Origin of the sequence: Mesorhizobium sp. CA8 (assembly GCF_020164955.1) — a bacterium.
In the GTDB taxonomy this organism is placed as follows: Bacteria; Pseudomonadota; Alphaproteobacteria; order Rhizobiales; family Rhizobiaceae; genus Mesorhizobium.
The window spans coordinates 142,843-167,913 of record NZ_JAIUHG010000002.1; the positions used below are offsets into that span (position 1 = coordinate 142,843).

19 protein-coding genes and 1 pseudogene are annotated in these 25,071 nt (G+C 64.8%); 10 read left to right on the top strand and 10 right to left on the bottom strand.

Annotation, left to right across the window (positions count from 1 at the left end; genetic code table 11):
- The first annotated feature begins 16 nt into the window (after positions 1 to 16).
- Positions 17 to 751 (top strand): alpha/beta fold hydrolase, encoded by a 735-nt coding sequence (locus LB553_RS03650; protein WP_263483914.1) that lies wholly within the window; start codon positions 17 to 19, stop codon positions 749 to 751.
- 286 nt (positions 752 to 1,037) lie between these two features.
- Here the strand turns inward: LB553_RS03650 and pyk are convergent, their stop codons facing one another.
- The gene (gene pyk / locus LB553_RS03655; RefSeq protein ID WP_224510749.1) at positions 1,038 to 2,465 is read right to left on the bottom strand and encodes a pyruvate kinase; all 1,428 of its coding nucleotides are present in this window, start codon (positions 2,463 to 2,465) and stop codon (positions 1,038 to 1,040) included.
- Complete coding sequence (locus LB553_RS03660) at positions 2,462 to 2,953, bottom strand: DUF1036 domain-containing protein (RefSeq protein WP_412033214.1); 492 nt, start codon at positions 2,951 to 2,953, stop codon at positions 2,462 to 2,464. The genes pyk and LB553_RS03660 overlap by 4 nt, the downstream gene beginning before the upstream one ends.
- Positions 2,954 to 3,189: 236 nt before the next feature.
- Here LB553_RS03660 and LB553_RS03665 point away from each other — a divergent pair, with 236 nt between their 5' ends.
- The 3 genes from LB553_RS03665 (at position 3,190) to LB553_RS03675 (ending at position 5,933) form a co-directional block, all read left to right on the top strand.
- The gene (locus tag LB553_RS03665; protein WP_224510753.1) at positions 3,190 to 3,987 is read left to right on the top strand and encodes an N-formylglutamate amidohydrolase; all 798 of its coding nucleotides are present in this window, start codon (positions 3,190 to 3,192) and stop codon (positions 3,985 to 3,987) included.
- A 26-nt stretch (positions 3,988 to 4,013) separates the two neighbouring features.
- Positions 4,014 to 4,322, top strand: coding sequence for a DUF1244 domain-containing protein (locus LB553_RS03670; protein ID WP_224510754.1), 309 nt, complete (start codon positions 4,014 to 4,016; stop codon positions 4,320 to 4,322).
- A 402-nt stretch (positions 4,323 to 4,724) separates the two neighbouring features.
- Positions 4,725 to 5,933, top strand: a complete 1,209-nt coding sequence (locus LB553_RS03675; RefSeq protein WP_224510757.1) for an MFS transporter — start codon at positions 4,725 to 4,727, stop codon at positions 5,931 to 5,933.
- A 54-nt stretch (positions 5,934 to 5,987) separates the two neighbouring features.
- On the opposite strand, the pseudogene LB553_RS03680 reads toward LB553_RS03675, so the two are convergent.
- Positions 5,988 to 6,143: pseudogene (locus LB553_RS03680) on the bottom strand (LysR family transcriptional regulator); the annotation flags it as partial.
- 3 nt (positions 6,144 to 6,146) lie between these two features.
- Between LB553_RS03680 and LB553_RS03685 the strand changes: the two are divergent.
- Positions 6,147 to 6,359, top strand: coding sequence for a hypothetical protein (locus tag LB553_RS03685; RefSeq protein WP_224511001.1), 213 nt, complete (start codon positions 6,147 to 6,149; stop codon positions 6,357 to 6,359).
- Positions 6,360 to 6,415: 56 nt separating this feature from the next.
- Here LB553_RS03685 and LB553_RS03690 read toward each other — a convergent pair whose 3' ends face one another.
- The 4 genes from LB553_RS03690 to LB553_RS03705 all read right to left on the bottom strand — a co-directional run bounded on the left by LB553_RS03690 (position 6,416) and on the right by LB553_RS03705 (position 12,891).
- Positions 6,416 to 6,574 (bottom strand): DUF3309 family protein, encoded by a 159-nt coding sequence (locus LB553_RS03690; protein WP_040991775.1) that lies wholly within the window; start codon positions 6,572 to 6,574, stop codon positions 6,416 to 6,418.
- 96 nt (positions 6,575 to 6,670) lie between these two features.
- Positions 6,671 to 9,847, bottom strand: coding sequence for an efflux RND transporter permease subunit (locus LB553_RS03695; RefSeq protein ID WP_224510759.1), 3,177 nt, complete (start codon positions 9,845 to 9,847; stop codon positions 6,671 to 6,673).
- Between the two features lie 74 nt (positions 9,848 to 9,921).
- The gene (locus LB553_RS03700) at positions 9,922 to 11,115 is read right to left on the bottom strand and encodes an efflux RND transporter periplasmic adaptor subunit (RefSeq protein ID WP_224510760.1); all 1,194 of its coding nucleotides are present in this window, start codon (positions 11,113 to 11,115) and stop codon (positions 9,922 to 9,924) included.
- Positions 11,116 to 11,469: 354 nt separating this feature from the next.
- Positions 11,470 to 12,891: a coniferyl aldehyde dehydrogenase gene (locus LB553_RS03705; RefSeq protein ID WP_224510762.1), complete on the bottom strand. Its 1,422-nt coding sequence runs from the start codon at positions 12,889 to 12,891 to the stop codon at positions 11,470 to 11,472.
- Positions 12,892 to 13,195: 304 nt separating this feature from the next.
- Between LB553_RS03705 and LB553_RS03710 the strand changes: the two genes are divergently transcribed.
- Positions 13,196 to 14,080, top strand: coding sequence for an AraC family transcriptional regulator (locus tag LB553_RS03710; RefSeq protein ID WP_224510991.1), 885 nt, complete (start codon positions 13,196 to 13,198; stop codon positions 14,078 to 14,080).
- A 92-nt stretch (positions 14,081 to 14,172) separates the two neighbouring features.
- On the opposite strand, the gene LB553_RS03715 is transcribed toward LB553_RS03710, so the two are convergent.
- Both LB553_RS03715 and LB553_RS03720 read right to left on the bottom strand, forming a co-directional pair.
- Positions 14,173 to 15,303, bottom strand: coding sequence for a patatin-like phospholipase family protein (locus LB553_RS03715; RefSeq protein WP_224510764.1), 1,131 nt, complete (start codon positions 15,301 to 15,303; stop codon positions 14,173 to 14,175).
- A gap of 200 nt (positions 15,304 to 15,503) precedes the next feature.
- Positions 15,504 to 16,589 carry a citrate synthase/methylcitrate synthase gene (locus LB553_RS03720; RefSeq protein ID WP_224510766.1) on the bottom strand — a complete coding sequence of 362 codons (1,086 nt, stop codon included), beginning with the start codon at positions 16,587 to 16,589 and terminating at the stop codon, positions 15,504 to 15,506.
- 90 nt (positions 16,590 to 16,679) lie between these two features.
- Between LB553_RS03720 and LB553_RS03725 the strand changes: the two genes are divergently transcribed.
- Entirely contained in the window at positions 16,680 to 17,834 is a 1,155-nt protein-coding gene (locus LB553_RS03725) for a citrate synthase (RefSeq protein ID WP_224510768.1), read from the top strand.
- A gap of 209 nt (positions 17,835 to 18,043) precedes the next feature.
- On the opposite strand, the gene phaR is transcribed toward LB553_RS03725, so the two are convergent.
- Positions 18,044 to 18,637 carry a polyhydroxyalkanoate synthesis repressor PhaR gene (gene phaR, locus LB553_RS03730; RefSeq protein ID WP_224510770.1) on the bottom strand — a complete coding sequence of 198 codons (594 nt, stop codon included), beginning with the start codon at positions 18,635 to 18,637 and terminating at the stop codon, positions 18,044 to 18,046.
- A 305-nt stretch (positions 18,638 to 18,942) separates the two neighbouring features.
- On the opposite strand from phaR, the gene LB553_RS03735 reads away from it, so the two are divergent.
- The 3 genes from LB553_RS03735 (at position 18,943) to LB553_RS03745 (ending at position 25,037) form a co-directional block, all read left to right on the top strand.
- Positions 18,943 to 20,127, top strand: a complete 1,185-nt coding sequence (locus LB553_RS03735; RefSeq protein WP_224510772.1) for an acetyl-CoA C-acetyltransferase — start codon at positions 18,943 to 18,945, stop codon at positions 20,125 to 20,127.
- Between the two features lie 103 nt (positions 20,128 to 20,230).
- Positions 20,231 to 20,953, top strand: a complete 723-nt coding sequence (locus tag LB553_RS03740; RefSeq protein ID WP_224510773.1) for a beta-ketoacyl-ACP reductase — start codon at positions 20,231 to 20,233, stop codon at positions 20,951 to 20,953.
- Positions 20,954 to 21,671: 718 nt separating this feature from the next.
- Positions 21,672 to 25,037: a helicase-related protein gene (locus tag LB553_RS03745; protein ID WP_224510993.1), complete on the top strand. Its 3,366-nt coding sequence runs from the start codon at positions 21,672 to 21,674 to the stop codon at positions 25,035 to 25,037.
- Positions 25,038 to 25,071: the final 34 nt, after the last annotated feature.

Sequence of the window (25,071 nt, forward strand, 5' to 3'; positions counted from 1 at the left end):
CAATCTCAGGGACCAGATGCTGCCGCTGAAGTCCTTGCTCGAGGGCCGCGCCGAGATGCTGTTCTTCGACCGCCCGGGTCTCGGCTCGTCGGAGCGCGGCGACAATGAGACGCTTGCCGCGCAGGCGGACACGATCGCCGCGCTGATGGACCGCATCGGCATCGAAAAGGCAGTCGTCGTCGCCCATTCCTTCGGCGGCGCGATCACAACGGCCTTCGCCCGCCAGCATCCTGAGAAGACCCGTGGCCTCGTTTTCCTTGCACCCGCCACGCATCCCTGGCCGGGCGGCGCGACCGCCTGGTATTACAAGCTCACCGCCACGCCGGTGATCGGCTGGCTGTTTTCCGAAACGCTCGCTTATCCGGCGGGCATGCTGCGGATCGGCATGCCACAGCTTGCGTCTTTTCGCCGAACAAAGTGCCGGAAGGCTATATCGACGACGCCTCGATCCCGCTGGTGCTGCGGCCGTCCGCCTTCCGCGCCAACGCCCGCGATGTCGCCCAGCTCTACGACTATGTCCGCGCCGCCGCGCCTGCTTACCGCGAGATCAAGGCGCCGGCCGTCGTCATATCGGGCGATCGCGACAAGGTGGTCTATGCCACGATCCACTCCGTCGGCCTGGAGCGCGACATTCCCGGCGCCGAGCTGGTCTGGGTCCGCAATCTCGGCCACAAGCCGGACTGGATCGCGCCCGACCTCGTGGCCGGCGCCATTGCGAAAGTGGCTGGCACGCCGATCGACCTGCAGGTGATGGCCAAGACCGTGGAAGGCCGGATCGCCGACGATGCGCAGGGCGCCGGTGGATGTCCTGAGCTCCGAGTGCCAGACGCAGAACTCGCGCCGGGCTGAACTCGAAGTTTTAAGCGCCAAGGGCGTGTTGAGATTCGGGTCAGGCCGAGTCGGAGTCGAAGACGGGCGCGAAGCGACCAAACTGGGACGTTCCGAGAACCGGAGCGGAGCGTACTTAACTTACGTGAGCACCGGAAGCGCAGGAAGCCGGCATTTGCAGGCCGGCCTCACCCGAATATCAACACGCCCTAATGCGTCTCCGACCCAACATACGCAATGCGCAGCATATTGGTCGAGCCGGGCGTCCGCAGCGGCACGCCGGCGGTGATGATGACGCGGTCGCCCGGCTTGCCGAAGCCTTCTTCCAGCGCGATGCGGCAGGCACGGTCGACCATGTCGTCGAGGTCGGTCGCGTCCGGCGAGACGACGCAATGCGTGCCCCATAAGAGCGACAGCCGGCGCGCCGTGTTGAGGATCGGCGACAGCGCCACGATCGGCACCTGCGGGCGCTCGCGCGCGGCGCGCAGACCGGTGGTGCCCGACGCGGTGTAGGAGATGATCGCCGACAGTTTCAGCGTCTCGGCGATCTCGCGCGCGGCCAGCGAAATGGCGTCGGCCCCGGTGGCCTCGGGCTCCGAACGCTGCGCGTTGATGATGCCGGCATAGGTCGGGTCGGTTTCGACCTTGGTGGCGATACGGTTCATCATGGCGACCGCCTCGACCGGATAGGCGCCGGCCGCGGATTCGGCCGAAAGCATGATCGCGTCCGCGCCTTCGAAGACGGCGATCGAGACGTCGGAAACCTCGGCGCGGGTCGGCACAGGTGCCGTGATCATCGATTCCAGCATCTGCGTGGCGATCACCACCGGCTTGCCGGCACGGCGCGCCGCGCGGGTGATCTGCTTCTGGATGCCCGGCACGGCTTCGAGCGGCATCTCGACGCCGAGATCGCCGCGGGCGACCATCAGCGCGTCGGAGAGCTCGATGATCTCGGCGAGCCGCGCCACCGCCTGCGGTTTCTCGATCTTGGCCATGATCAGCGCGCGGCCGCGCGCGATCTTGCGGGCCTCGGCCAGGTCCTCCGGCCGCTGCACGAAGGACAGCGCCACCCAATCGATGCCGGCGGCGAGCACCGCGTCGAGATCGGCCCGGTCCTTCTCGGTCAGCGCGCCGACCGGCAGGTCGGTATCGGGCAGGCTGACGCCCTTCTTGTCGGAAATGCCCGAGCCGGCGACGACCGTGCAGGTGATCGACTTGCCGTCGCTCTTCTGCGCCTTCAACTCCAGCTTGCCGTCGTCGATCAAAAGTCGGTGACCGGCCTCGACCGAGCTCAGGATTTCGGGATGCGGCAGATACACCCGCTTCGACGTGCCGGCTTCGGGATTGTCGTCGAGCGTAAAAGTCTGGCCGACAGTCAGTGCTTCCTTGACGTTGGCGAATTTGCCGACCCTGAGCTTCGGCCCCTGCAAATCGGCGAGGATGCCGATCGGCCGGCCGACGGCCGCCTCGACCGCACGGATGCGGCCGACCAGCGTGCGCATCAGCTCGTGGTCGGTATGGCTCATATTGATGCGGAAGACATCGGCGCCCGCCTCGAAAAGCTTCTTCAGCATCTCCTCGGAGGAGGAAGCCGGACCGATGGTGGCGAGGATCTTGACCTTGCGGTTACGTCTCATTGACTGTTTGTTCCCGGAGCGGGGGCCGCTGCAGGCGCGCCTCCCGTTGCGGGCTCGTCGGTCAGCTGGACCATCCAGCTGGCCTGCTCGCCCGTGTCATATTCCTGAAAACCGGCGCGCTGGAAGCCCCGGGCGACGCAATCATTCACGCCGGCGATCTTGAACTCTTTTTCGGCCACGCACATGTTGATCGGGCCGTCCCAGCGCCCGCCGCGTTCGGCGTCTTCTGCATAAAGATAGTAAAACCTTGATGACAGCGGACCCTCGATCAGCGTCTTGCAGGTCGATCCTTCGATGTGCCACCAGCCCTCGGTGATCCAGCCGGCCTTGGCGCGATAGCCGATGCCGACGCCCACCAGATTTTGCGTCGCGTTGCAAACGCGGAAGTCGGCCCGGGCCGGCGAGGTCGCGGCTATGGCGAGAAATCCCGCGCCGATGATCAGCAACGGCACGGCCAGGCGCATGCGCAACCGGCCGGCAAAACCCATCGCAGATCCCCTTGCGAACCACATTTGCATTTCTCGAAGCCCCTTTTCAGCAAACTCCGGTCGCATGTCAACGCGCCGTTTTGTTGAATTCCAATCGATTTAGAATGGCCCGTCGCGCGAATTCTCCCGCGGCCGGGGATTTTTTGCGGAAACCTTGGCCAAACAACGGCATTGCGCCGGCGTCCTCTTCGTGGAATGACGATACCACATCGCAGCCGCCATCCCCTTTTCAGCCGATGACCCGATCCACAGTTTTCACGCCGTTCGACATTGTCGAGGGCGACCGCAAGAAAGGCGTCGTGCTTCTGGCCGATCATGCCCGCCGCGATCTGCCGGAGGAGTATGGCAGTCTCGGTTTGCCGGCGTCCGAATTCGATCGTCACATCGCCTATGACATCGGCGTCGAGACGGTAACGCGCGAACTTGCAGCAGCGCTCGACGCGCCCGCCGTGCTGGCCGGGTTCTCGCGGCTGTTGATCGACCCCAACCGGGGCGAGGACGACCCGACCATGATCCGTCAGCTCTATGACGGCACCGTGGTGCTGGGAAATTATCCGATTGCCCGGGAGGAACGCGAGCGGCGGCTCGACCGCTTCTACCGGCCCTATCACGACGCCGTCGGCGCAATGATCGCCTCCGTGGCGCACGCCTCGGGCAAGGCGCCGTTCATCTTCTCCGTGCATTCCTTCACGCCGGCGATGCAGGGTTTTGTCCGTCCCTGGCATGTCGGCGTGCTGTGGGACCGCGACGACCGCGTAGCGCGGCCGCTGATCGACATGTTGGCGCAGGACAAGTCCCTCGTCGTCGGCGACAACGAACCCTATGACGGCGCGCTGCGCGGCGACACCATGTTCCGCCACGCCATCGTCAACGGCTACGCCCATGCGCTGATCGAGATCCGTCAGGACCTGATCGCCGAACGCGCCGGCGCCCTGGCCTGGGCCGAACGCCTGGCGCCGATCGTTGACGCCATCGACCGGCGCCCCGATATACATCAGGTGAAAATGTTCGGTTCGCGCACCGGACCCGTGTGACGAGACCGACAGCCGGGAGTTCCCCAATGACCGAACTCAGCGACGACCAGAAACGCGATTTCGAGGCAGCCGCTTTCCGCCGGCTGGTGGCGCATCTGCGCGAACGCGGCGACGTCCAGAACATCGACCTGATGAACCTCGCCGGCTTCTGCCGCAATTGCCTGTCCAACTGGTATCGCGAAGCCGCCGACGCCGACGGCGTGACGCTGTCGAAGGACGAGTCGCGCCAGATCATCTACGGCATGCCCTATGCCGAATGGCAGGCGCTCAACCAGACCGAGGCGTCGGAAACCAAGAAAGCCGAGTTCGAAGCAAAGCGGCCGAAGGATCATTGATAGGACAAGCGCCTGCGCGACTTCGTCATTCCAGGGCGGAGCAAGGAGCGAAGCGACGCGCGCAGACCCTGGAATCCATGCCGTTACGCCTGCCGAAGAATGCCGCGGCCCAGAATGACCATGACGGTGCAACGATCAGAGAACATTCTGCACCGCAGCGGCGCTCTCGGGTAACGGAATGGATCCTCGGGTCTGCGCGCGTCGCTTCGCTCCTTGCTCCGCCCGTGGATGACGAAAGGAGAGGCGCTTTTGCCAAACCTACAAAGCGGCAGCCTGCCACGAACAACGTCGCGCCCTCGGTCGCGCTTCTTGGTCCAAGCACTTCCACAATGCGGTTCTTGACTACAAATTGAATCGATCTAATTTGCCGCGTGACCCCCTTTGCATGGCGGATTTCAGACCATGAGCGTGCAAACCACGATGCAGGCCGCGACGCGCGGCCGCTGGGCCGTCGCCGGCATTTTCCTCGCCAATGGTTTCTTGACCGGCAGCTGGGCGCCGCAGATCCCGGTCTTCTTGACTCGGCTGGAGATCACCCGATTCACCCTCGGCCTGCTGATCCTCCTGTTCGGCGTCGGCGCTGTGATTTCCATGACCTGGTGCGGCCACCTCATTTCGAGGCATGGCTCGCGCAACGTGACGCGCTGGTTCGGCGTTTGCGGCAGCTTCGGCCTGCTGATCGTGGCGCTCGCGCCCAACGTTCCCCTGGCGCCCATCGCCATGCTCATCTTCGGCGGGTCGATCGGTGGCATGGATGTCGCGATGAACTCGAATGCCGTCGTGGTCGAAAGAAGGCTTTCGCGGGCGATCATGTCGTCCTCGCATGGCTTCTGGAGCCTCGGCGGCTTCGCCGGCGGCGCGCTCGGTGGGTACTCGATCCAGAACTACGGTTATCTTCCCCATGCCGTCGCGGTGACGGTGATCGCCTTTGCCGTGATCGCCTTTGCCATTCGCTACCTCATCGCCGAGGACCGGCCGCAGGCGGTCGAGCACCGGAAATTCACGCTGCCACGGCACACGGCCGTCTATCTGGTCGGGCTGATGGCGCTTCTCACCATGATTTCTGAGGGCGCGGTGCTCGACTGGGCGGCACTCTTCCTGCATCAGGAGCTGGGCGCCGATCTCGCGGTCGCCGGCCTCGCCTATGCCGCCTTCTCCGGCGTCATGGCGCTGATGCGTTTCCTGGGCGACGGCGTGCGCAACCGCTTCGGCGCCGTGGCGACGCTGCGCGGCTCGGCGCTGGTCGCCGCCGCAGGCATGCTGGTCGCCGGGCTTTCGCCCTCGCCTTACCTTGCCATCGCCGCCTTTGCCTTCTGCGGCTTCGGCATCGCCAATATGGTGCCGATCATCTTTTCGGCCGGCGGCAACCAGGAAGGCATGTCGTCGGGCACCGGCATGAGCGTCGTCACCACCATGGGCTATTCCGGCATATTGGTGGCCCCGTCGGCGATCGGCTTCGTCGCCGAGCATTCGAGCTTCGGCCCGATCTTCGTGGCGCTGTCCGCACTGCTGGTCATCGTGCTCTTGATGGCCGGCCTCGCTCACCGGGCCGAATTCGCCCCCGAGCCGGATGATTTCGGGTCGGATCGACCTGAAATCATCCGGCTCTAAGATCAGCAGCATGATGTCGTCCGAAAACCGCTTCACACTTTTCGGCATCATGCTCTAGCCGGCGCCGGCGGAGTAGCTTTTCAGCTCCTCCTGCAGGAAGTCTGCCACGCGGCGGATGCGCATGCTGGTGCGCACGTCGCGATGCATGGCGAGCCAGACCGGCAGAACCGGCGGGGGCAAATCGGGCAACAGCTTTTTCAGGTTCGGATCGGCATGCCCTGGTGGGTGCTGCGCGCAGGCAGCCCGTTCGTGGCCATGTGGCGCAAGATCGTCTCGATATCCTATCTTGCGTTTCGAGGCCAACCGGCTGGTCTCGACGCGGCTGGAGTGGTCATCGGCGAAATCCCGCACACGCCGCTCGACCAAGCGGTGAAGGAGGCTGCAGGATATCGGCATCGCCGTGGGCCGTGGCGCCTCGCCGCCTGATCAAGACAGATCAGAAACGAACCGGCGGGCTCAAGCCCGGCCGTAACTCGTTTGGATCAGATCCTGCCCATCAACAAGAGGATCAGCAGCACCACCAGGATAACGCCGACAATGCCGGACGGGCCGTAGCCCCAGGATCGCGAATGCGGCCATGCCGGCACGGCGCCGATCAAAATCAGGATCAGGATTATTACGAGAATTGTACCGATCGTCATGAAAAACCCTCGCCGTCTGGTTGAACTACGAGAAAACAATGCAAAAAGCCGCCCGGGAGTTCCCTGGCGGCTTTTGCATTGGGCTCCGAAACGGCTCTATTCCGCGGCCTTCGGGAAGGCGACTTCCGGCTCGGCGCCGGTCTCCTTGGCTGGTTCGTCGGTCGCGATCTTGCCTTTGCCGCGCCGGAACAGGCGACTGAACCAGCCGCGCCGCTGGCCGGGTTTCACCTTGGCACGGGTGAACACCATCAGCATGGACGGCGTCACCACCAGCGTCAGCAGCGTGGCGAAGGACAAGCCGAAGACGATCGCCGAGGACAGCGAAATCCACCATTGCGTCGACGGCGCGTTGATCGTCGTCTCGTGATGGAAGATTTCGAGACCGAGGCCGAAGGCGATCGGCAGCACGCCGAGGATGGCCGACACCGCGGTCAGCACCACCGGACGGGCGCGCTCGCGGCAGGTCTGCAGCACCGCGTCCATCTTGTCCCAGCCTTCCTCGCGCAACCGGTCGTAGGTGTCGATGAGCACGATGTTGTTGTTCACCACCACGCCGGCAAGCGCGATGACACCGATGCCCGACATGACGATGCCGAAGGCCTCGCCCGTCAACAGCAATCCGAGGAACACGCCGATCGTCGCCATGACCACGCAGGACAGGACGAGCCACACGCTGGTGAACTTGTTGAACTGCGCAAGCAGCACCAGGAAGATCAGGAAGATCGCGGCGCCAAAGGCCTTGCCGAGGAAGGCGCTGGCTTCCGCGCTGTCCTCGTTGGAGCCGGCGAGCTTCCAGCGGATACCGCTGCCGAGATCCATATCGGCGACCGCCTTGGTGACTTCCGCCTGCACGGCCGCCACCTGCGCGCCGGCGCTGACATTGGCCTGGACGACCACGGTGCGCGCGCCGTCGATGCGGTTCAGGATGCCGACCGTGGGCTCCGGCTTGCGCACGACGAAGTTCGAGATCGGCACCGACCCTTGCGAGGTCTGCACGCGCAACTCGTCGAGCGTCGAGAGCGTGCGGCGGTCTTCCGGCAACCGCAGCCGGATGTCGACCGCGTCGTCGGCGCCGGCCGGCCGGTACTCGCTGAGCTTCAGGCCGTTGGTCACCAGTTGCACCACCGTGCCGACCGAAGTCGGGCTGATGCCGTATTGCGCCGCCTTGGCGCGGTCGACCTCGATCGCCCAGTCGACGCCGGGCGGCGGCAGGCCGTCCGAAATGTCGATGACATTGGGGATCTTGGCGACGCGCGCCGCGACCGCTCGCGCCTTGTCGTCGAGCCCGGCCGGATCGGCGGCGGACAGCCGGATCTGGATCGGCTTGCCGGTCGGCGGGCCGGCTTCCGGCACGCGCACCTCGACATCGACACCGGGAATGCCGGCCATCACGCCGCGCAGATCGTCGAGGATCTGGTTGGCGGACTTGCGCTCGCGCCAGTCGACGAACTCGTACTGGATAACGCCGACCACGTCTTCGGGGATGTCCTGGCCTCCGCCCTGCGTCTTGCCGACGCGCGTGTAGACCGACTTCACGCCGGGCCAGCCGAGCAGGCGGTTTTCCGCCGTTTTCGTTGCCGCATCCATTTCGGCCAGCGAAAGATTGCCCCGGGCATGGACGTAGAGCAGGCCGTAATCCGGCTCGACGCTGGGGAAGAACTCGACGCCGGCGCCATATTTCGAATAGGCGAAGCCGACGCCGACCAGAAGGCCGACGGTGAGCAGGATCACCGTGATCGGGAAGCGCACTGCCTGCTTGACCACGGCCATGTACCAGCCGTCGCGATTGCCTTCCTCGTGATGCTCCGGCGCCTTGGCGAAGATCGCGCCCAAAGTCGGCGCGAACACCAGCGCATAGAGCATCGAGGCCGACAGCGTCACGATGAGCGTGATCGGCATGTACTTCATGAAGTCGCCGATGATGCCGGGCCAGAAGAGTAGCGGCGAAAAGGCGGCGATGCGCGTCATCGTCGCCGCGATGACCGGGCCGGCCATGCGCTTGGCAGCGAGCGCGAAGGCGTCGGCCTTCGGCATGCCTTCGCTCATGCGCCGTTCCGCGAATTCGGTGACGATGATGGCGTCGTCCACCAGCATGCCAACGGCCAGGATGAGGCTGAACAGCACGATCATGTTGATCGTGTAGCCCATCATGGCGAGCAGCAGGATACCCATCAGGAACGATGACGGGATGGCAAGGCCGATGAGCAGCGAGGCACGTCCGGACAGCGCATAGAGGATGACGATGAACACCAGGATGACGGCGATCATCACATGGTTCTGCAGGTCGCCGAGCAGCTCGTTGACGAAGACCGACTTGTCCTGCGTGTAAGTGACGTGCATGCCCTCGGGCATCGTCTTGATGAAATTGTCCGACACTTCCCTGACATGGGCCAGCGTGTCGATCAGATTGGCGCCGATGCGCTTCTTCACTTCGATCGCGATTGCCGGTCTGCCGTCGAGGCGTGTCACTGTCTCGGCGTCCTTGAAGGTCGAGCGTATGGTCGCGATGTCCTTGGCCTGGACCACGGCGTTGGGCGTGGCGACCACCGGCAGGTTGGCGACATCCTCGGGCTTCTCGATCAGCGACGGCACCTTGACCGCGTATTTGCCTTCCGAGCCTTCGAGATTGCCGGCCGCCACGAGACTGTTGGAGGAAGCGACGCCCTGGATCACCTGGTCGAGCTGCAGCCCATAGGAGGAAAGCTTCACCGGGTCGACGACCACCTCGACAAGGTCGTCGCGCGCGCCCTGCAGCGAGCCTTCGAGCACGCCGGGAACTTCCTCGATACGGTCGCGCAGCTCGCGCGCGGCCGACGTCAGCACGCGCTCCGGCACGTCGCCGGAAAGCGTGACGACGAGAACCGGGAATTCCGAGACATTGACCTCGTTGACCGTCGGCTCCTCGGCGGCCTGCGGCAGGTCGGCCTTGGCGTCCTGCACCTTGCTGCGCGTATCCTGCAGCGCCGTCGCGAGATCCGTCTGCGGCTGGAATTCGACCAGCACATAGCCACCGCCCTGGAAGGCGGCCGAACGCATCTCCTTGAGCCCCTTGAGGCTCTTGAGCTTGCTTTCCATCGGCCTCAGCAGCAGGCGCTCGGAATCCTCCGGCGAAATGCCCTGATAGATCAGGCTGACATACATCATCGGAATCGGAACGTCGGGCTCCGCTTCCTTGGGCGTCGACTGATAGGCGACCCAGCCCGCGACGACCAGGAACAGCAGCGCCGAAATCGTGAGGCGGGCATTGTTGATGGCGAGTCTGACGATATCCATGACTTCGGCCTGTAATGCTTCGGGGGCTGCGGACTGCCATCGCCGGATTGGTCCGGCGACAGACGCGTCCTGCTTTACTGCGTGCCGGCGGTGGCTTCGCCGATCAGCTTGTTGATGGTCGCCTGGTCGGCCTCGACGGGCTTCACCAGGTCGCCTTCCTTCACCAGCTCCTGGCCGGCGACGATGATGCGCGCATCTTCCGGAATGCCGCCCAGCACCAGGCCGTGCGGCGTGTCGTCGACCAGGTCGATCGGGAAGAACGCCACCTTGTCGTCCTTGCCGACGGCGCGGATGCCGAGGTCGCCCTTGTCGCCCAGCGTCACCACCGAGCGCGGCAGCATGACCGCGTTGGTCGGCTCGGCGCTGAGCGTGATCTCGGCCGTCATGCCGGCGGGAATGGAGCCGTCGGCATTGGGGATCGCCACTTCGACGCGGAAGGTGCGGGTCTGCGCCGAGGCATCGCGGCTGATGTAGCGAACCGTGCCGGTGACCTTCTGGTCGTTGACCAGGCGCACATCGGCCTGGTTGCCGATCTTGACGTAGCGCAGGTCGCGCTCACTGATCTCGCCGCGGGCGATCACCGGATCGAGCTTCAGGACCGTCGCCACCTCGCCGCCCTGCATGACCGAGCTGCCGAGCTCCACCGGGATGCGGTCAATGACACCGTCGAACGGCGCCTTGACCTCGTTGCGGTCGAGTTCGGCCTGCGCGGTGTCGAGCTGCGATTGCGCCTGCGTCAGGTTGGAGCGGGCGGTGTCGAGTTGCAGCTTCGGCAGGTTGCCGGTCTTGGCCAGGCGCTCGGCGGCGTCGAGCTCCGCCTTGCGCTGCACCAAGAGCTGCCTGGCGTTCTCGACATTGGAGATCTTCTCCTCGGCCGCGAGCATCAGCACGAGATCGCCGGTCTTGACGCGGTCGCCCTGCTTGACCGGCAGCTTTTCGATGACGCCGGCGACACGCGTCGCGAGCACGGCGCGCTTGTCGGCTTCGGTCAGGCCGGAGATGCGGATCGCTCGCGCATATGTCTTGCGCGGCGGCGTGACCACCGCGACGGTGCGAGGCGCAGCCTTCGGCTCGGCCTCGGCCTTGTTCGGCTTGGCGGCCTCCGGCTTGCCGGCGTCAGCCTGTTTGTCGGTGGTAAGCGACTTGTCGGTGGTGACCGACTTGTCGGCAGCGCTGCCGACGGATGAAAACTCGCCCGTTCCCATCCAGGCCGCGAAACCGATGAGCACGGCAATGGCTGCAAGCTTGTGAAACCTGATTTTCGGCATCGTCGTTTTTCCGTTGCAGGACCTGGCGAGGTCGGCGCTTTCAAACCCAGGCGCGGCCGATATGGGTGTGCGCGGGGCCTAGTTCAATTTGCCGTGATCGGCAGACGCGCGCTTCTACCTCAAAGTTGCGGCGCAATATAGTCGGAAAAGTTGCAGGAACATTGCGGTGTGCAATCCTGTGCCTCGACAAAGACGGGCTTTTCTGCAAGCCGGCTGGCTCATTTGCGGGCGCGCCGACAGGTTTCCCCAAGGTTACTGGCAGCAGCCGTCAGCATGATGCGAGAAATCTTCCATAAGCGGCGGCAACCACCCGCTTGGAGGCAGTCACGCCGCGCCATGCTCGGGTTGAAGCTGTCAAGTGATGAAGTTGAGCAGCCGGAAGATCCGCTCGAATGTCCTGCCATAGGGCGGGCGCAGCAAGCCGCCTGCGCTGAGCTTCGACTGGATGAAGATCGGCTTTTCCTTACTGAAGGTGCGGAACCCCCATTCGCCGTGATAGGCGCCGGTGCCGCTCTCGCCGACGCCGCCGAAGGGCTGTCGCTCCTGCACCAGATGCAGCATGCAGTCATTGATCGTGACGCCGCCAGCCATCGTTTCGCGCATCACCCTTTGGCGGTTGGCGCTGTCACTGCCGAACCAGTAGAGCGCCAGCGGCCGCTCGCCCCGGTTGACATGCTCTATGGCCTCGTCGACCGCGCCATATTCGACGATCGGCAGGACCGGCCCGAAAATCTCCTCGCGCATCAGCCGCAGAGTCTCGCCGGCGTTGCGCACCAGCACCGGCGCCATCTTGCGATCGCTGACGCCGAGCTTCTCGTTGGCCGGATTGACCTCGATGATGTCTGCGCCGCTGTCGCGGGCCTCCGCGACCATGTCGCTCAGCCGCCGGTGATGCCGCTCGCTGACTATCGCTGTGTAGTCGGGATTGTCGCAAAGGCGCGGATAGAGCTTGGCCATTGCGACCGCGACCTTCGCCGCGATCGCCGCGCCCTTCCCTCGCGGAACCATCAGATAGTCCGGCGCGATGCAGGTCTGGCCGGCATTGAGCAGCTTGCCATAGGCGACGCTGGCAACCGCCGCGTCGAGGTCGCAGGACGGATCGAAGATCGCCGGCGACTTGCCGCCGAGCTCGAGCGTCACCGGCGTCAGATTGGCAGCGGCGGCTAGGGCCACCTGGCGGCCGACGGCGGTCGAGCCGGTGAACAGGAGATGGTCGAAAGGCAGCGACACGAAGGCCTTGCCGACCTCCGCGTCCCCGATCATCACGCTGACCTCGTCGGCGGCGAAATATTTTTCGATCAGACTGGCGAGCAGGTCCGAAAATTTCGGCGTCAGTTCCGACGGCTTGATCATAACGCGGTTGCCGGCAGCGAGCGCCGCGGTCGCCGGCGCGACGGCGAGCTGGAACGGGTAATTCCAGGGCGAGACGATGCCGACGACGCCGAGCGGCTGCGGCAAGAGGCGGTTGCGTCCAGGCAGGAAGGGCAGGCTGGTGGCGACGCGGCGCTCGCGCATCCAGGCGCCGAGACGCGACAGCGCGTGCCTGATGCCGGCGCGCACGACGAACAATTCGGCAAGCCGCGTTTCCTCAGCCGAGCGGGCGGAGAAATCGCTGTCGATCGCCGCGCAGATCTCGGCCTCGTGCTTTTCGGTGAGCGCCAAGAGCCGCTTCAGCCGGTCCTTGCGCACGTCCAGCGTCGGGAACGGCTCCTTCTCGAAGGCCCTGCACTGTGCTTCAAACCTGACCCCGAGAGCGTTCTGTCTGGTCTGCAGCACCGCGACCTCCCCTTTACGTTCAGGTAAGTTACATCGCCCCGACAACCGAATCCAGCATTGCCCGGTTCCGCTGGGGAATGATGAGGCAATCGCCCCATCCAAGCGCCTCAAATATGCCGCTTGGCACCTGCCAACCACATAGGAACGCCGTTGGTCCGCAATCAGCCCTTTTCGCTGTTCATGCATTCATTGGGCGTGCGTAAACGGTCTTTGACGATGGTGCGGCTCGTGACAAAAACCGCAAGATCGGTCGAGCGCCTCATGTCCGCGCGGCTTAGCTGGTGCTGCCACGGAGAATAAAATGATGAAGGCGGCGGTTCATAACCACCATGCCAGGATGCAGCGGGTGCTGGATCACATAGACCGGAATCTGGACGACGATTTGGACCTGGACGCGCTGAGCGGAGTCGCAGCCTATTCGAAATATCATTTCCACCGGCAGTTCACGGCGACCTTCGGACTGTCAGTGCATCGTTACATCCAGCTCGCCCGCATGAAGCGCGCTTCATCCCGGCTGGGCTATGTGGACGCCGAAAGCGTCACGGATATAGCGATGGATGCCGGCTACGACGCACCGGATGCCTTCGCCCGCGCCTTTCGTCAACGTTGCGGGCAATCGCCTTCGTCGTTCCGGAAATCTCCCGATTGGGGGTCGTGGCTGATGGCCTTCGGGCCTCTCGACAACGCCAGGAGAAAGCTCATGCAGATAATCTTTACGCCGGAAGACGTAACGATCCGCGACATGCCTCCCACCCCGGTGGCGATCATGGAACATCGCGGCGATCGGGCGGCGCTCGGCGACACCATCCAGCGGTTCATTGCCTGGCGCAAGGCAGCCGGCCTGTCGCCCGAGACAAACCCGACCTTCAACATCTTCCGGTCCGAGAGATGTCCCGCTGTCGCAGCCGACTACAGCATGGACATCTGCGTCGGCACCGACCAGCCGATCGACGCTGGCGACAAGCAGATGAAGGCCGGCGTGATTCCCGGCGGACGCTGCGCCGTGCTGCGCTACCCCAGCAACACCAACAATCTGGAGCCGGCAGCACTCTACCTTTATCGCGAATGGCTTCCGGCCAGCGGCGAGGAAGCACGCGATTTTCCGATCTATTGCCAGCGACGGCTGTCCTTCCTTCCGGAGCTCTCGGTGCCCGAGATTGTCGTCGAGCTCTTTCTGCCACTGAAGTAGCGCCGCCCTCTGACAGCGGCTTGTCCCCTGCGATCGCAACGGACCGGCCGCTGTCCACGCTGTCTCGGCCTCGCGGGTTCAAGACCTTGCAATCAGGCGCGGCGGCGCGCGGATTCCGGCTTGATGCGCGCTGCCAGGAACTCCTTGACGCGACGCCCGGGCGCCGGGCCGCGCAGCGGCTTGAAGCCGTCGTCGAGCTCGCCTGAAAGATCGAGCGTGGCATGCTGGCCGACGGCGTCGTAATTCTCTTCCAGCCAGTCGCTGGCCGCGCTGCGGCCGAGGTCGCGCAGATAGGCGATGAAAGCCCATTCGGCATTGATCTTGGACGACGCGGAGAGGTCCTTGAAAGCCTCGTCGGCATCGATGCGGTGCATGCGGATGTCGCGGTATTCGCCATGCGGCAGGCGTCCGGCCGCGATCAGTTCCTTGACGAAGGCGATCGAGCGGAATTCACGCAGCAGCCCGGCGTTGAAGGTAATCTCGTCGATGCGGTTCTGGATCTCGTTGGCGCTTTTCGGCGTGCCTTCGCGCACGACCGGATTGATCTGCACCAGGAGCACGTCCTCTGTCGCCGCCGTCTTGAAGAACGGATAGAGCGCCGGATTGCCGCCATAGCCGCCATCCCAATAGGGCACGCCCTTGATCTCGACGGCGCGGAACAATTGCGGCAGGCAGGCCGAGGCCATCACCGTGTCGAGGTCGATCTCGCCGTCGGAGAAGACGCGCAACTGTCCGGTCTCAACATTGGTCGCCGAAATGAACAGCTCCATCGACTTGCAGGCGTGCACATTGCCGAAGTCGATCTCCTTGGCCACCACATCGCGCAGCGGGTTGAGGCCGAGCGGATTGGCGACATAGGGCGAAAACACCCGCGACATCGTGTCGAAGAAGAAATAGCCGGGCGTATTCTCGATCGACCAGTTGCCCCAGACCACGTCCCACGGCATGCGCTGCACCGGACTGAAACGCCCCTTCGAGGCCACCGCCCGCCAGAAATCGTCGAGCTTCTTGCGCGCGCCTTCCACGCCGCCCCGGACAAATCCGTCGGCCAGCGCCACCGCGTTCATGGCGCCCGCGCTGGTGCCGGACACCGCCGCGATCTCCAGCCGCCCATCCTCCAGCAGCCGGTCGAGCACGCCCCAGGAAAAGGCGCCATGCGAGCCGCCGCCCTGCAGCGCGATGTTGATCTTCTTCTTTTCCTCCGCCTTGCCGTTCTTCGCCATGGCGTTCCTTGTCTCGATGCGCCGGCCTACCGCTGCCTCATTTTGCACGGAGACGGCGCAGTCAGCCTATGTTGCAGTGCAGCATATAGGGGCGTACCAAGGCAAGAACACGAACACACAAGCGTGATCGGATGAAATTTCGGAGAGATCTTTCCTCGCCCTACGAAGTGGGACCGCTTTGCGGGGCGAAGAACTGCTTCTCAGGCCACGAGATCGGGCACCGGCCCGACATAGCGCGACTGCGGCCGGATGAGCCGTCCGGTCGCCTGCTGCTCGCGGGCGTGCGCAATCCAGCCGGCAACGCGGCCGGCGGCAAAGACGTTGGAGAACGCCTCTTTCGGGAAGCCGACCGCTTCCAACAGAAGCGCGGTATAGAACTCGACGTTGGTCTGGATCGAGCGCTGCGGCTTGGCGATCCTCAGCACCTCAAGCGCCGCCTGCTCCACAGTCTCGGCGAAGGCCAGCCGGCTGCCGGTTTCGCTGCGCGAGCCGAGCTGCCGCACGACCGCCTTCAGCGCGTCGGCGCGCGGGTCGCGCACGCGGTAGATGCGATGGCCGAAGCCCATGATGCGCTCGCCATGCGCGATCTCTTTACGCAGCCAGGCCGTGGCGTCGCCACTGGCCTCGATGGCGTCCAGCATCTCGATCACCGGCCCGGGCGCACCGCCATGCAGCGGCCCTTTCAGTGCGCCGAGCCCGGCCAGGATCGCCGAGGTCAGCCCGGCCTGGGTCGAGGCCACCACGCGCGTCGCGAAGGTTGAGGCGTTGAGCCCGTGGTCGCAGACCGTCACCAGATAGCTGTCGAGCGCCTTGGCAAGCGCCGGCGAGGCGGCGCCGGAGAGCATCCGTAGCATATCGCCCGCATGATCGGCTTTTTCGTCGGGGACGACCGGCGTCTCGCCCCGGCCAAGCTGCAGCAGCGCCGGCGTCAGCACCGCCGGCGCCGCGATCAGCCTGAGCGCATCGGCAAGACTATCGCCATCCGGCAGGACGGCCATGCCGGCCCTCATGCCGCTGTAGATGTCGAGCGGCGCAAGCTGGGCAAGCATCGGCTGCACGCGATCAAATACTTCAACCCGCGCCTTGCCGATCGCCTTCTCCAGTTCGGCATCGCTCGGAGGGTCGTCGAAGAAGCCGTCGAACAGCAGCCGCACCACCTGCGCGTAGCGCCGGCGGCCGGCGAGTTCCATCAGCGAATGGCCGCGGATGGTGAGGTGCCCGCCCACACCATCGACATCGGAAAGCACTGTGTCTGCCGCCACAACATCGTCGAGCCCATTTGCCATGATCGTCTCCTTGATCTTTTGTGCATGACAATTAATGCTGTGCAATCAATGCATCAATCTTGATCAAGATAATCAATGTAAGGCGGGCAAATGACGGAATGGCTGACGCGGGATGAGGCGCTTGAGCGGCTCAACGTCCGTCCACAGACGCTTTATGCCTATGTCAGCCGCGGCCGCATCGGCATGAAGCCGGACGACGCAGACCCGCGCCGCAGCCAGTACCGCGCCGACGACATCGCCGCGCTCGCCACGCGCCGCGACCGCGGAAGGAGCCCCCAGGCGATCGCCGAAAGCGCCATCGCCTGGGGCGAGCCGGCGATTCCCACGTCAATCTCCACGGTGCTGCATGGCCGTCTCATCTATCGCGGCAAGGATGCGGTGGAGCTTTCGGCGACGGCGACACTCGAGGAGACCGCCGGACTGCTGTGGGCCTCCGACCGTCCGGTATCGTTCGCCTCGCTGACCTCTTCGGCCGCCCGGCAAAGCGGCACGCCGACCGCCTTCGCCAGGCTCTCGGCGCTCGCCGCCGGAGGCTGGTCCTCGCTCGGACGCAGGCCGGCCATGCTGCAGCAGGACGGCGCCGCCGCGACCAGCGCGCTGGCAACCGCGCTCGGCGCGGCGCCGGGTTCCGAACCCGTGCATATCAGGCTGGCGCAGGGCTGGTCGGTGGAAGCCGCCGGCGCCGATCTCATCCGCAAGGCGCTGGTGCTTTTGGCCGATCACGAACTCAACGCCTCGACCTTCGCCGCCCGCGTCGCGGCCTCCACCGGCGCGCCGGTCGCCGCCTGCCTGCTCGCAGGCCTTGCGACGCTGGCCGGCCCGCGCCATGGCGGCGCCGGCGCGGCGGCGATCACGCTTGTCGAGGATGCCGAGCGGCTGGGTCCGGACGAGGCGATTGCCCGCTGGCTCGCCCATGACCGGCCGCTGCCAAGCTTCGGCCACCCGCTCTATCCGGAAGGCGATCCGCGCGCCCAAGCGCTGCTGCCCGACCTGGAGATCGATGACGGGATCGTACATCTTCGCGACGCCGTGCTCGCCGCGACCGGGCTGCATCCGAACATCGATTTTGCGCTGGCCGCGATGACGCGCAGCCTCAGCCTGCCGGCCGATGCACCGTTCCGCCTGTTCGCGCTTGGCCGCAGCGTCGGCTGGACGGCGCATGCCGTCGAACAGGTGACCAGCAACAGGCCGATCAGGCCGCGCGCCCGTTACGACGGGCCGGTCGGGATAGAGGCAGACCGATAACAAACATTTAGCGCCTCGCCGTCGGGGTGAAGCGCTTGGCGCTTCGCCTTTAGGTGAAACGCGATAGGGTGTGTCGAGATTCAGGTCAGGCCGAGTCGAGAACGATGGCTTCCGAGAACCGGAGCGGAGCGTACTTGAAGTACGTGAGCACCGGAAGCGCAGGAAGCCGCCGTTCGCAGGCCGGCCTCACCTGAATATCGGCACACCCGTCAGGACATCGTGTCCAGCTTGCGCTGCATCGCCGCAATCTGCGCCTTCAATTCCTGCAGATCGTCGGATTTCTCTTCCTTCTTCGGCGGCTCGGCCGGGGCCGCGGAATTGCCGCCGGCGGGCGGGAACGGCGTGAACATACGCATGGCGTTCTGGAACATCTCGACATTGCGGCGCGTCTGTTCCTCGAGCGCCTTGATCGGCGTCTTCATCATGTCGATCGGTGTCTTGCCGAAGGCGCCTTTGAGCTGCTCGCGGAACCGCTCCTGCTCCTTGGAGAAGGCGATCATCGACTGTTCGAGGAAGCTCGGCACGATCATCTGCATCTGATCGCCATAGAAGGAGATGAGCTGGCGCAGGAACGGGATCGGCAGCATGTTCTGCCCGTCCTTGTTCTCCAGCTCGAAGATGATCTGCGTCAGCACCGGATGGGTGATGTCGTCACCTGTCTTTGCGTCCTGGACCGTGAACTCCTCGCCCTTCTTGACCATCTCAGCCAAGTCCTCGAGCGTCACATAGGTGCTCGTGCCGGTATTGTAGAGCCGGCGATTGGCATATTTCTTGATGACGATCGGGTCGTCTTTTGCGGCCATCCGTATCCTCCCCAGGACACCGGCACCTTTAGGAGTAAGCGGCCGGTAACGATTGCGCCCTTTATCGAGGATACGCGCAAAAGCGTCACAATTCCAAGCGGTTTGTGCACTGCGGCATCATTTAATGCTGCATGGCCATGACAAAATCCGCCGCGCGGTCAACGGCATGTTACCGCAACCGGCGCGGGCGCTGCTTGCCGCGCATGGCGGCCATGCCCATTTCCGGTTTGACTCGGCTGCTTGAACCGGCAAGAAAGTCTCCAAGGATAGCCTAAAACACGACACCTCGAAGTCTGGAGAAGAAAATGTCCGCTTCCAATTCCATCGTCGTCGCCAGTGCCGCCCGCACCGCGGTCGGATCCTTCAACGGCAGTTTCGCCGCCACGCCGGCACATGAGCTCGGCGCCGTCGTCATCAGGGAATTGCTGGCGCGCGCGAAGGTCGAGGCGGCGGAAGTCGACGAGGTCATCCTCGGCCAGGTGCTGACCGCCGCGCAAGGCCAGAACCCGGCCCGTCAGGCCTCGATCAATGCCGGCCTGCCGAAGGAGACCACGGCCTGGGGCCTCAATCAGGTTTGCGGCTCGGGCCTGCGCGCCATCGCGCTCGGCATGCAGCAGATCGCCACCGGCGACGCCAAGGTCATCGTCGCCGGCGGCCAGGAATCGATGTCGCTGTCGCCGCATGCCGAGCACCTGCGCGCCGGCGTCAAGATGGGCGACTACAAGATGATCGACACCATGATCAAGGACGGCCTGTGGGATGCCTTCAACGGCTACCACATGGGCAACACCGCCGAGAACGTCGCCCGCCAGTTCCAGATCACCCGCGAAACCCAGGACGAGTTCGCGCTCGCCTCGCAGAACAAGGCGGAAGCCGCGCAGAAGGCCGGCAGGTTCAAGGACGAGATCGTCGCCTTCACGATCAAGGGCAAGAAGGGCGACACCATCGTCGACCAGGACGAGTACATCCGCCATGGCGCGACGCTCGACGCCATGACCAAGCTGAAGCCCGCCTTCGACAAGGACGGCACGGTCACCGCCGCTAATGCTTCCGGCATCAATGACGGCGCCGCCGGCGCGCTGCTGATGACCGAGGCCGAGGCCGCTAGACGCGGCATCACCCCGCTGGTGCGCATCGCCTCCTGGGCGACCGCCGGCGTCGATCCGGCGATCATGGGCACGGGTCCGATCCCGGCTTCGAAGCGGGCGCTGGAAAAGGCCGGCTGGTCGGTCAAGGACCTCGATCTCGTCGAGGCCAACGAGGCCTTCGCCGCGCAGGCTTGCGCCGTCAACAAGGGCATGGGCTGGGATCCCTCGATCGTCAACGTCAATGGCGGCGCCATCGCCATCGGCCATCCGATCGGCGCCTCCGGTGCCCGCGTCTTCAACACGCTGATCTATGAGATGCGCCGCCGCACCGCCAAGAAGGGCCTCGCCACGCTGTGCATCGGCGGCGGCATGGGCGTCGCCATGTGCGTGGAAGCGCTCTGAGAAAAGCGTGAATGGTGAATGGGAAATGGTGAATGGCGGATAGGTTGACCGTCTCGACCATTCACCATTCACTATTGACCATTCACCAGGGAGGAGGAACTTCATGTCCAAAGTAGCAATCGTCACGGGCGGATCGCGCGGCATCGGCGCTGCGATATCGGTCGCCTTGAAGAACGCCGGCTATTCGGTCGCGGCCAACTATGCCGGCAATGACGAGGCGGCCCAGAAATTCAAGGCCGAGACCGGTATCCCGGTCTACAAATGGTCCGTCGCCGACTACGAGGCCTGCGCCGCCGGCATCAAGCAGGTCGAAGCCGATCTCGGTCCGGTCTCCGTGCTGGTCAACAATGCCGGCATCACCCGCGACGCCATGTTCCACAAGATGACGCCCGCGCACTGGAAGGAAGTGATCGACACCAACCTCTCCGGCGTCTTCAACATGACGCATCCTCTGTGGAGCGGCATGCGCGACCGCAAGTTCGGCCGCGTCATCACCATCTCCTCGATCAACGGCCAGAAGGGCCAGATGGGCCAGGTCAATTATTCGGCCTCGAAAGCTGGCGACATCGGCTTCACGAAGGCGCTAGCTCAAGAGGGGGCTCGCGCCGGCATCACCATCAATGTCGTCTGCCCCGGCTACATCGCCACCGACATGGTCATGGCCGTGCCGGAAAAAGTGCGGGAGTCGATCATCGCTCAAATCCCAGTCGGCCGCCTCGGCGAGCCGGAAGAGATCGCGCGCTGCGTCGTCTTCCTGGCGTCCGACGAGGCCGGCTTCATCACCGGCTCGACGATTACCGCCAATGGCGGCCAGTATTTCGTCTGACACTCCGGTACTTCGCCCGACACCCCATTGTCGCCAAGGCGGCTCCTGCACCGGAGCCGCCTTTTCTGTCCTTCGGCAAGGCCGGCGCGACACCTTGCCTCAATTCGGCACGCAAAAGTTAACGGCCGAGATCAGCTCTGTGCACAACCCCTCTGACAAGCTGTGAATCCTCGGTGGGCAAGCTGTGGATAACACCATATCTAGCGGTGAACAAACCGGGAAAGTTTGTGCATCTCTGATTCGTCGCCGATTCGTTCTGGCTTTGACCGAAAAGTTAATTGCAAAGACCGAAAACCTCACCCAGATCATGAAAAGCCGTTAAGAAAGATCAACAATTTCATAATTTTGGCGGCGCCCTCGAGTCCACCGCGACCATTCGCCGGCAAAGGTTAATGACGGCATGGCTTCAGCGGAGGCCACGCATGAATTGGGCCAATCTCCCGATTCAGCATGTGGTGAGACTCATCGTCAAAAAATCCACATGTAGCCGTGAACAAAACCTGAATCAGAGTGCGTCACCGATTCGTCGCTGATTCGTTCCAGACTCGTTCCAGCTATTAACGGCAGCCGGTTTTGACCGGCTCGTCCACTCCTGTCAGCTCCCAAAAAGAACATTCCGCTTTCGCTCGGCGCCCTAAATCCCTATGTGTCGGCTGTCACACGCGGCGGCGCCCGCCGCGCCTCCGACCAAAAGCGGCAGAAACACTATTCCGAGCCGATGAACATCCAGCCGAAACGCTCCCAGCCGCTGATCCTTTCGGGCCGCGACGTGACGGCCGTGTTGGGTCCCACCAATACCGGCAAGACCCATCTCGCCATCGAGCGCATGGTCGCGCATGGGACCGGCATCATCGGCCTGCCGCTGAGGCTGCTCGCCCGCGAGGTCTATGCGCGCGTCTGCGAAAAGGTCGGTGCCCACAAGGTGGCGCTGATCACCGGCGAGGAGAAGATCGTGCCTGCCGGCGCGAAATATTCGGTCTGCACCGTCGAGGCGATGCCGCGCGAGACCGACGCCGCCTTCGTCGCCATCGACGAGGTGCAGCTCGCCGGCGATCTCGAGCGCGGCCATATCTTCACCGACCGCATCCTGCATCTGCGCGGCCGCCAGGAGACGCTGCTCCTGGGCGCCGCCACCATGCACGGCATCCTGCAGAAACTGCTGAAGGGTGTATCCGTGGTGACGCGGCCGCGGCTTTCGCATCTCGCCTATGCCGGCTCGAAGAAGCTCACCCGGTTGCCACGGCGAACCGCGATCGTCGCCTTCTCGGCCGACGAAGTCTATGCGATCGCCGAGCTGATCCGCCGCCAGCAGGGGGGTGCTGCCGTCGTGCTCGGCGCGCTCTCGCCGCGCACCCGCAACGCGCAGGTCGAGATCTTCCAGTCCGGCGACGTCGACTATCTCGTCGCCACCGACGCCATCGGCATGGGGCTGAACCTCGACCTCGAGCACGTCGCTTTCGCCCAGAACCGCAAGTTCGATGGCTATCAATACCGCAACCTGACCGCCGCCGAGCTCGGCCAGATCGCCGGCCGCGCCGGCCGCCATCTGCGCGACGGCACGTTCGGCGTCACCGGCCAGGTCGATCCGTTCGACGAGGACCTGGTCAAAAAGATCGAGGCGCATGATTTCGACCCGGTGAAGGTGCTGCAATGGCGCACCGCCGATTTCGACTTTTCCAGCCTGGATGCGCTGAAGCGCTCGACCGAGTCCAATGCGCCGGTCGAAGGCTTGACCCGTGCGTTGCCGGCGGTGGATGCCCAGGCCCTGGAGCACCTGTCGCGCGATGGCGACATCCGCGCTTTGGCCACCGGCAAGGAGCGCGTGGCGCTGCTTTGGGAAGCCTGCGCGCTTCCCGACTACCGCAAGATCGCACCGGCGCAGCATGCCGACCTCATCGCCTCCATCTATATGGACCTTGCGCGGCATGGCCATGTCGATGAGAATTACATGGCCGAGCAGGTGCGGCGCGCCGACACGACCGACGGCGATATCGACACGCTGTCGCACAGGATCGCCCAGATCCGCACCTGGACTTTCGTTTCCAACCGGCCGGGCTGGCTGGCCGATCAGCTACACTGGCAGGAAAAGACGCGCGAAATCGAAGACAGATTGTCGGATGCGCTGCATGAGCGGTTGACGAAACGCTTCGTAGACCGCAGGACTTCCGTCCTCATGCGGCGCCTTAGAGAAAATACCATGCCTGAAGCCGAAATCAGCCCTACCGGAACCGTCCTCGTCGAAGGTCATCATGTCGGCGAGCTGCAAGGGTTCCGCTTCACCGCCGACCAGAGCGCCGGCGGCGAGGACGCCAAGGCGGTGCGCACCGCCGCCCAGAAGGCGCTCGCGGCCGAGTTCGACGCGCGCGCCGAACGCTTTGCCGCCTGCGCCAATGGCGACCTGGCGCTCGGCTCCGACGGCGTGTTGCGCTGGATCGGCGCGCCGATCGGCACGCTGGTCGCCGGCGACGAGGCGCTGAAGCCGCGCCTGGTCCTGCTCGCCGACGAGCAGCTGACCGGCCCTGCCCGTGACAAGGTCGCGGCGCGCGCCGAGCGTTTCGTCAATTTCCAGATCGAGTCGCTTTTGAAGCCGCTGGTCGACTTGAAGAACGCCGACCAGATCACCGGCATCGCGCGCGGCATCGCCTTCCAGCTGGTCGAGCATTTCGGCCTGATCAATCGCCGCGACATCGCGGAAGAGATGAAGTCGCTCGACCAGGAAGGCCGTGCCGCATTGCGCCGCCTCGGCGTGCGCTTCGGCGCCTACCATGTCTTCGTGCCGGCGCTGATCAAGCCGGCGCCGGCGGGACTGGTGACGCTGCTCTGGGCGCTCAAGAACGACGGCAAGGACAAGCCGGGCTTCGGCGACGTGGTGCATGCGCTGGCCTCCGGCCGCACCTCTGTGGTCATCGACCCGGCCTTCGACAAGACCTTCTACAAGCTCGCCGGCTACCGCAATCTCGGCCGCCGCGCCGTACGCGTCGATATCCTCGAGCGGCTTGCCGACCTCATCCGCCCGGCGACCAATTGGAAGCCCGGCCTCGGCCAGCGTCCGGACGGCGCCTATGACGGTCACTCCTTCATGGTGACGCCGCCGATGATGTCGATCCTCGGCGCCACGGCCGACGACATGGAGGAGATCCTGAAAGGTCTCGGCTATCGCTCGGAGGCCAAGCCGGCCGCCGAGGTGAAGGCGAAGCTCGACGCGCTGGACGCCGCCGCCCGCGAAGCGGCCGCGGCCAAGCTCGCCGCGGAAGAAGCGACGCGCGCTGCGCAGGCGACGGAGGCGCAAGCCGCGGCAACTGATACGGCCGCGGAGGCAACGGTCGAGGGCTCGGAGCCGGCTGCCGCCGAAGCTCCGGCTGAAGCCACCGCGGAAGTGGCAGCGGAATCTTTCGCGGGACAGCCGGCAGAAGTTCCGGCCGAGGTTACGGAAGAGGCTCCCGCGGTGGAAGACATCGCAACGGTGGACATTACGGCAGCGCCCGAAAGCGCCGACGCCCTTACCTCCCCCTCGATGGGGGAGGTCGCGGCGCGAAGCGACGCGGGTGGGGGTGATAGCGCCGACCTTCCCCAGGAGGGCGAGGATAGTGCCGGCGAGGCGCCAGCCGAAGCTGAGGAACCAAAACCTGTGCTCCTGTGGCGTCAGGCGCGTTTCGACCATCAGCGTCCGCGTCACCGTCATGACAACCGCCGTGACCATCGTCCGCGCGGTGGCCAGCCCGCACGCGAGGCAGGCGCCGGAGGCGGCCAGCCCGGTGACAAGCCGGCGCATGAGGATCGCGACGGCGCCGGCAAGCCGCGCTTCGACCGCTCGAAGTTCAAGCCGAGGCCGGATGCAGGCGACCGGCGCGAAGGCAGGCCGCAAGGCGAGCGCCCGGATCGCCACGAGGGAGGCCGCCGTGAGGGCCGGCCCGACTGGAAGGGCAACAGGCAGGGCGGCAAGGGTAACGCTCAGAGCGGTAGCAACGCTTCTGGCGGGAAGCCGGCCTTCCAGGGCAAGCCGCGCGAGGAGCGCCCGCAGCGCTTCGATCCGGATTCGCCCTTCGCCAAGCTCGCCGCCTTGCGCGACCAGCTGAAGAAATAGGTTCGAGCATGATCCCAAAAAGTGGGAACCGGTT